We start from the raw sequence: 6,178 nt of genomic DNA on the forward strand, positions 1-6,178 counted from the left end.
GCCCCGGGCCGCCGGGGTGCGCCACCTCGTCGAGCCCTTCGCCCTCGGCGCCCCGGCCCTCGCGGAGCAGCGGACCGGAGCCGTGCGCGGCCGCCGGGTCGATCAAGGGGCGGCCCAGGACGGGTGCCGCGACTTCGTGCTCGCCGGCCGACGGCCACCGGAGCGGCCTCACAGCGGCCGGTGAGTTCGGACGGGCGGGCGAGCCGCACGGAGCGGCGGCGCGCCGCACCCTCGACCGCCTGCCCCGCGGCGCCGACCGGCGGTGTCAGCGGTTGCCGGTCCAGACGATCCGTCCGGCGAAGCCGCCGCGTTCCTCGGCCTTCCGCCGCCGGATCTCCTCCACCCGGGAGAAGTCCGCCCCGTGCGCCGCCGCCAGGGCCCGCAGCACCTCCAGGAGGTCCGCCAGCTCCTCCAGTGCCTCCGGCGCGGAGGCGGCCGCCCGGACCTCGTCCGCCTCCTCGTGCAGCTTCGCCCCGAGCCGGGCCAGGTACTCGTCCCCGTCCGCGACGTGGACCTGCGGTTCCCCGCCCGCCGCCCGGATGATCTCGGGGATCCGGTCCCGCACCAGCTTGCCCCGCCGCTCCCGGCCCGCGACCGCCTCCCCGCCCGTGTCGCCCGTGCCGCCCGTGCCGCTCATGCCGCTCGGGCGTCGAGCAGTGCCTCGACGGCAGCGCGGGCCCGGCGGGCCGGGGCGGGGTCGGCGGTGATCGCGGAGGTGACGATGGCGCCCTCGGCCAGCAGCGGGACGGGGGACGGGTCGGCGAGGCCGGCGGCGCGGGCCCAGCCGGTGAGTCGGGCGTGGAAGGCGGCCTTGTGGGCGCGGACCTCGGCGAGGACGGCCGGGGAGGACGGGCCCAGTTCGCCGAAGGCGTTGATCCAGGCGCAGCCCCGGTAGCCGGGTTCGGCGAACCAGTCGCCGAGCCAGTCGAAGGCGGCCAGCAGCCGGGCCCGCGGGTCGTGCCGGGTCTCGACGGCGGCGGACAGCCGGGCCTGCCAGCGCCGGTCGGCGCGGCGCAGCACGGCCACCACCAGGTCGTCCTTGGCCGGGTGCAGGCGGTAGATGCGCTTGAGCGGCAGTCCGGAGGCGGCGCGCAGCTCGTCCATGCCGACGGCGCGCACGCCCTTCTCGTAGAACAGCGCCTCGGCTGCGTCGAGCAGCGCCTCGCCGTCCTGGCGGGCCTGTTCCTCGGTGAGCGGGGCGGGCATCGGCGGCTCCGGTCCGGTGGATCTTGACATGGAGAACGGTCGTTCCCTAGCGTAGGCGCCGCCACCCTGGAGAACGTACGTTCTCCATCCCGCCGGACTACTGGAGGCCGCCGTGTCCGAGCACCGCCCGCCGCTCCCCCCGTTCACCCGCGCCACCGCGCTCGCCAAGGTCCGGGCCGCCGAGGACGCCTGGAACACCCGCGACCCCGCGCGCGTCGCCCTCGCCTACACCCCCGACACGGTCTGGCGGAACCGGGACGTCTTCCTCACCGGCCGCGCCGAGGTCACCGCCTTCCTCGCCGCCAAGTGGCGCCGCGAGCAGCAGTACGCACTGCGCAAGGAGCTCTGGGCCTTCGGGGACGACCGGATCGCCGTCCGCTTCCAGTACGAGTGGCACGACGCAGACGGCCAGTGGTGGCGCAGCTACGGCAACGAGCTGTGGGAGTTCGACCCGCACGGCCTGATGCGCCGCCGCGAGGCCAGCATCGACGACGTCCGCATCGACGCCGCCGAGCGCCGCATCCATGGCCCCCGCCCGGCCGGGGAGCCCGGCGGGACGGGCGAGGGGGCGGGCGGCGGAACGGACGGCGGGGCGGAGCTGCCGCTGCGCTGAAGCCGGACGCTTGGGCGGGGGTGAGCCGGTTGAGTAGCGTGTCCGCATGGTGCGAGTCCCCCTGACCCCCGAGCAGATCGAGGCCGGCCGCCGCCTGGGTGCGCTGCTGCGCGAGACCCGGGCCGGCCGCGACCCCGTCGCCGTCGCGCACAGTGCCGGGATCTCCCCCGAGACCCTCCGCAAGATCGAGATGGGCCGGCTGCCCAGCCCCGGCTTCGGCACCGTGGTCGGGCTCTGCGCCGCACTCGGCCTCCCGCTCGACACCGCCGCCGGCGTCTGGCTCGGCGAGACGGCCCACTGAGCCGGCGGGCCGCGAAGCCCGGGGGCTCGGGGCCCGGGGGTTCGGGGGCTCGGGGCTCGGGGCTCGGGGCTCGGGGCTCGGGTTCAGTCGAGCACCAGGTGCTGGCGCCCGTCGAGGAGTTCGCGGACGGCGTCCAGGTGCCCGGCGTGGGTCGCGGTCTCGGTGATCACGTGCAGGACGACCTCGCGCAGGGTGTGGTAGCGCCAGTCGTCGAAGAAGTCCGGCCACCAGGCGAGCGGCGCGTCCGGGTCGGCGGTGGTGAGGAAGGCGTCGGCGCGGGCGGTCTCCTGCCGGTAGCGGGCGAAGACCTGCTCGGCGGTCAGCGCCGGGTCGGGGTGCCAGGCGTCGGCCCCGGAGCCGAGGATCTCCTCGATCGCGGCCCGTTCCCCCGCCGCGACCGCCCGGAACCAGAGCTCCTCGACGTCCAGGGCGAGGTGGTGCACCAGGCCCAGGCAGGTCCAGCCCGAGGGCAGCACCGGGCGGCGCAGGGCCTCCTCGTCGAGGCCCGCCAGGATCTCCAGGACGTGCCTGCGCCTGCCGTTCAACACGTCCAGCAGCGTGGTCAGTTCGGTGTCGGCCATGGGCGGGACCGTACCGCGCCGCACCGACAGCCCGCCCCCCGTCCGCCCGTCCGCCAGCTGCCCGTCGCTGGCCGCCCGCCTGTCCGTTCGCCCACCCGCCTGCCCGGCCGCCGCGCCGGGCTCAGCAGCGGGCGAGCACCGCGTAGCGCTCGTCGTGGACCGGGCCGCCCCACAGGGCCGGCTCGGACTCCAGCGGGTGCAGGTCGAGTTCGCGGACCAGCGGGCGGAGCACGGCGGTGAGGGTGGCGGCGGGGACGCCGCCCGCCCAGGGGAGGGCCTCGGCGCCGGGGGCGTACGGCTCGACGGCGGCGCCGGCCTCCCGCCAGCGGCCCTCGACCAGCAGGAGGCGGCCGCCGGGGCGCAGCAGGGAGACCCAGGCGCGCAGGGCGGCGGTCGGGTCGGGCAGCGTCCAGACCAGGTGGCGGCAGAGCACGGCGTCGTAGCGGGCGGTGCCGGTCGGGGGGCGGCCGGCGTCGCCGGTCAGGAAGTACCCCTCCAGGCCGGCGGCGGCGAACTTCGCCCGGGCCCGGTCGATCATCGCGGGGGCGAGGTCGACGCCGGTCACCCGGTGCCCGGCCTCGGCGAGCAGCAGCCCGAGCGAGCCGGTGCCGCAACCGACGTCCAGCACGTCGAGCCCCTCGCCGGGCAGCCACCCGGCGAGGCGGCGCTGCCAGGCCAGCCGGGTGGTGCCGTCGCGCAGGCCGTGGTCGGGCTCCTGGTCGAAGGCGGGGGCGGCGTCGTTCCAGTAGTCGGCGATGGAGCCGGGCGCTTCGTTCATCCGTACACGTTCCCACCCGCCACCGACAGTTCGGTCCGGTCAGCCGTGTCCGCCCCGGCGCCGGTGGGCCGCGCGGACGGCGTGCACCGAGCGGTAGGAGAGCAGGGAGAGGACGGAGTCGGCGCTGAGTGCGGAGGCGGTGCTGCGCCAGGAGCCGACGGACAGCACGGACAGCGCGGAGCCGATCGAGCCGACGGACAGGAACGAGCCGACCGAACCGATCGAGAGGAAGGACCCGACCGAGCCGATGGACAGGAAGGACCCGATCGAGCCGATCGAGAACCCGTTCGCCGCCGCACCGCAGCGGCGTTCGGACGTCTTCATGGGGACTCCAGGTGGTCGAGGAGGCGGGCGTGCGAGCGTGCGGGCGTGCGGGCTCCAGCCTTCCGCTGCGGCGCCGCCCGCGCAAAGGCACCGGCCGGCCGGGTCACGCCGCACCGCACCGGGCTGCACCGAACCGCACCGGGCTGCGCCGAACCGGACCGGGCGGACGGGGTCGGACCGGTCGGACGGGGCCGGAACTGACGGGGCGTCACCATCCGTCCACCGAGCGTCCGGACGGAGGCGCCGCTGTGAGATCCGCCACGGCGCAGGCGATTGCGTGGAGCCGTCCGGGTGCGGCAGGGTGAGTCGGCGTCAGGCCCCGCGCACGGCACCGCAGGTCCACCGGCTCCGGTCGGCGGGACGGGGGCCCGCGGGGTGGATACCCGCCCGGCGGCTCTGGTGCCGGGCGACGCCGGAAGGAAAGCATGTGACTCGGATCTCGGTCCGGGGCGTCGCTGTCGTCTCCGCCACCGCGGTGACCGCCGTCGGTGCCGTGGTGGGCGCGGCGGCCGGCAGCGAAGGCGGGACGGCCCCCGTCCGGTCGGTCGACGTCGCGAGCGCCACGCTGTTCGGTGAGGCCCCCGCGGGTGCGCAGGCCCAGCAGGTCAGTGACGGTCTCGGTCACCAGGCCGACGCGCAGCGGGTCTCCGCCGACGCCGCCGCGAAGAAGGCCGCCGAGGAGGCCGCCCGGCAGAAGGCCGCGGCCGACGCCCAGGCCAAGGCCGACGCGGACCGGGCCGCCCAGGAGGAGGCCGACCGGGCCGCCAAGGAGGAGGCCGACCGGGTCGCGAAGGAGCAGGCGGACAAGGCGGCGAAGGAGAAGGCCGCCAAGGAGCAGGCCAGCCAGGCCGCCGCGCGCAGCGTGCTCGCCACGATCCCGGCCGGGTCGGTCCAGGCCACCGCGCGGCAGATCATCGGCGACGACGCCCAGTTCCAGTGCTTCAGCGAGATCGTGAAGCGCGAGAGCGGCTGGGACTACACCGCCACCAACGCCTCCTCCGGCGCCTACGGCCTGGTCCAGGCGCTGCCCGGCTCCAAGATGGCCACGGCCGGCGCCGACTGGCGCACCAACCCGGCCACCCAGATCAAGTGGGGCCTGAGCTACATGAACAGCCGCTACGGCAGCCCCTGCGGCGCCTGGTCGTTCTGGCAGGCCCACCACTGGTACTGAGGGGCCCGGCCGTACCGGCAGGGCCCCGGCCCGCGCGTCCGCCCCGGGCGCGCGGGCTTCGCCGTTCTCCGGGCGGCTCACTATGCTTCGCGTCTGCCGGGAAGCGCCGGAGGGCCTCCGGGAGCCCCGGAGGGCCTCGGGGAGCACCGCGCGGTCCGGCCCGCATTTTGCGTTATCCGCCGTCGCCCGGTGGATCTCCGAGGGTGTGAGGGCAGGACGAGAGAACACGAGGACGGACCGGGCTGTGGACAGTGGGCGGGCGGCGGCGCTGGTCGGGCGGGCGCAGCGCGGTGACCGGCAGGCGGTGGCGGAGCTGGTCGGCGGGCACCTGCCGCTGGTGTACAACGTGGTGGGCCGGGCGCTGTCGGGGCACCCGGACACCGACGACGTGGTGCAGGAGACGATGCTGCGGGCCGTGGACGGCCTGGGGGCGCTGCGCGATCCGGCGGGGTTCCGCAGCTGGCTGATGGCGATCGCGCTGAACCAGGTGCGGCGGCGGTTCCGGGACGCGGACGCGGTGGCCGGGGTGGAGGCGGTGCCGGACCCGGCGGCGGTGGCCGATCCGGCGGCGGACTTCGTGGGTCTGACCATCGTCCGGCTGGGCCTGTCGGAGCAGCGCCGGGAGGTCGCGGAGGCGACCCGGTGGCTGGACGGCGCGGACCGCGAGCTGCTGTCGCTGTGGTGGCTGGAGGCGGCGGGCGAGCTGTCCCGGGCGGAGCTGGCGGCGGCGCTGGAGGTGTCGCCGCAGCACGCGGCGGTGCGGGTGCAGCGGATGAAGGGGCAGTTGGAGGCGGCCCGGGTGGTGGTCCGGGCGCTGGCGGCGGTGCCCGGCTGCCCGTGGCTGGCGGAGCTGACGGCGGGCTGGAACGGCCTGCCGGGCACGCTGTGGCGCAAGCGGATCAGGCGGCACGTCCGGGAGTGCGCGCTGTGCGGGGAGCACCGGCGCGGCCTGGTCCCGGCGGAGGGCCTGCTGGCGGGGCTGGCGCTGGTGCCGTTGCCGGACGACGGCCGCTACGACCCGGCCGGGTACCCGGACGTCCCCCGGGCGCCGTCCGGACGGCCCGGCCGGGCGGTGCACCGGCGGGGTGCGTCGCGCGGCGGCGGTTCGCCCCTGCACACCGGCACCACCGGCAACGCCGGCCACCTCGGCCACATCACCGTCGACTACAACGGCCGCCCCTGCCCCTGCGGCTCACGCGGCTGC

At 76.8% G+C, this 6,178-nt stretch carries 9 protein-coding genes; 4 read left to right on the top strand and 5 right to left on the bottom strand.

The window, feature by feature from the left end; genetic code table 11:
• Positions 1-265: 265 nt before the first annotated feature.
• Positions 266-637 (bottom strand): pyrophosphohydrolase domain-containing protein, encoded by a 372-nt coding sequence (locus ACWEO5_RS37715; RefSeq protein ID WP_452166592.1) that lies wholly within the window; start codon positions 635-637, stop codon positions 266-268.
• Positions 634-1,206 carry a TetR/AcrR family transcriptional regulator gene (locus tag ACWEO5_RS37720; RefSeq protein WP_452166599.1) on the bottom strand — a complete coding sequence of 191 codons (573 nt, stop codon included), beginning with the start codon at positions 1,204-1,206 and terminating at the stop codon, positions 634-636. Before ACWEO5_RS37720 ends, ACWEO5_RS37715 begins: the two co-directional genes overlap by 4 nt.
• 112 nt (positions 1,207-1,318) lie before the next feature.
• Here ACWEO5_RS37720 and ACWEO5_RS37725 point away from each other — a divergent pair, with 112 nt between their 5' ends.
• Positions 1,319-1,819 (top strand): nuclear transport factor 2 family protein, encoded by a 501-nt coding sequence (locus ACWEO5_RS37725; protein WP_452166593.1) that lies wholly within the window; start codon positions 1,319-1,321, stop codon positions 1,817-1,819.
• A gap of 46 nt (positions 1,820-1,865) precedes the next feature.
• On the top strand, positions 1,866-2,120 hold the full coding sequence (locus ACWEO5_RS37730; RefSeq protein ID WP_452166594.1) for a helix-turn-helix domain-containing protein: 255 nt from the start codon (positions 1,866-1,868) through the stop codon (positions 2,118-2,120).
• An 83-nt stretch (positions 2,121-2,203) separates the two neighbouring features.
• Here ACWEO5_RS37730 and ACWEO5_RS37735 read toward each other — a convergent pair whose 3' ends face one another.
• The 3 genes from ACWEO5_RS37735 to ACWEO5_RS37745 all read right to left on the bottom strand — a co-directional run bounded on the left by ACWEO5_RS37735 (position 2,204) and on the right by ACWEO5_RS37745 (position 3,803).
• On the bottom strand, positions 2,204-2,701 hold the full coding sequence (locus ACWEO5_RS37735; protein ID WP_452166595.1) for a DinB family protein: 498 nt from the start codon (positions 2,699-2,701) through the stop codon (positions 2,204-2,206).
• 121 nt (positions 2,702-2,822) lie between these two features.
• A complete protein-coding gene (locus ACWEO5_RS37740) occupies positions 2,823-3,479 on the bottom strand; it encodes a class I SAM-dependent methyltransferase (RefSeq protein WP_452166596.1) in 657 nt (218 codons plus the stop codon).
• 39 nt (positions 3,480-3,518) lie between these two features.
• Positions 3,519-3,803 carry a hypothetical protein gene (locus ACWEO5_RS37745; protein WP_344556644.1) on the bottom strand — a complete coding sequence of 95 codons (285 nt, stop codon included), beginning with the start codon at positions 3,801-3,803 and terminating at the stop codon, positions 3,519-3,521.
• 427 nt (positions 3,804-4,230) lie between these two features.
• Here ACWEO5_RS37745 and ACWEO5_RS37750 point away from each other — a divergent pair, with 427 nt between their 5' ends.
• Together ACWEO5_RS37750 and ACWEO5_RS37755 are read left to right on the top strand one after the other, a co-directional pair.
• Positions 4,231-4,974, top strand: a complete 744-nt coding sequence (locus ACWEO5_RS37750) for an aggregation-promoting factor C-terminal-like domain-containing protein (protein ID WP_452166597.1) — start codon at positions 4,231-4,233, stop codon at positions 4,972-4,974.
• Positions 4,975-5,218: 244 nt separating this feature from the next.
• Positions 5,219-6,178, top strand: a 960-nt coding sequence (locus ACWEO5_RS37755) for an ROK family protein (RefSeq protein ID WP_452166598.1), incomplete at its 3' end; no start/stop codon positions are given.

Source organism: Kitasatospora sp. NPDC004272, assembly GCF_053603035.1.

Bases quoted from the DNA above. Each gene is read 5' to 3' on its own strand.
- ACWEO5_RS37715 (WP_452166592.1), bottom strand. From the start codon at position 637: ATGAGCGGCACGGGCGGCACGGGCGACACGGGCGGGGAGGCGGTCGCG.
- ACWEO5_RS37720 (WP_452166599.1), bottom strand. From the start codon at position 1,206: ATGCCCGCCCCGCTCACCGAGGAACAGGCCCGCCAGGACGGCGAGGCG.
- ACWEO5_RS37730 (WP_452166594.1), top strand. From the start codon at position 1,866: ATGGTGCGAGTCCCCCTGACCCCCGAGCAGATCGAGGCCGGCCGCCGC.
- ACWEO5_RS37735 (WP_452166595.1), bottom strand. From the start codon at position 2,701: ATGGCCGACACCGAACTGACCACGCTGCTGGACGTGTTGAACGGCAGG.
- ACWEO5_RS37740 (WP_452166596.1), bottom strand. From the start codon at position 3,479: ATGAACGAAGCGCCCGGCTCCATCGCCGACTACTGGAACGACGCCGCC.
- ACWEO5_RS37745 (WP_344556644.1), bottom strand. From the start codon at position 3,803: ATGAAGACGTCCGAACGCCGCTGCGGTGCGGCGGCGAACGGGTTCTCG.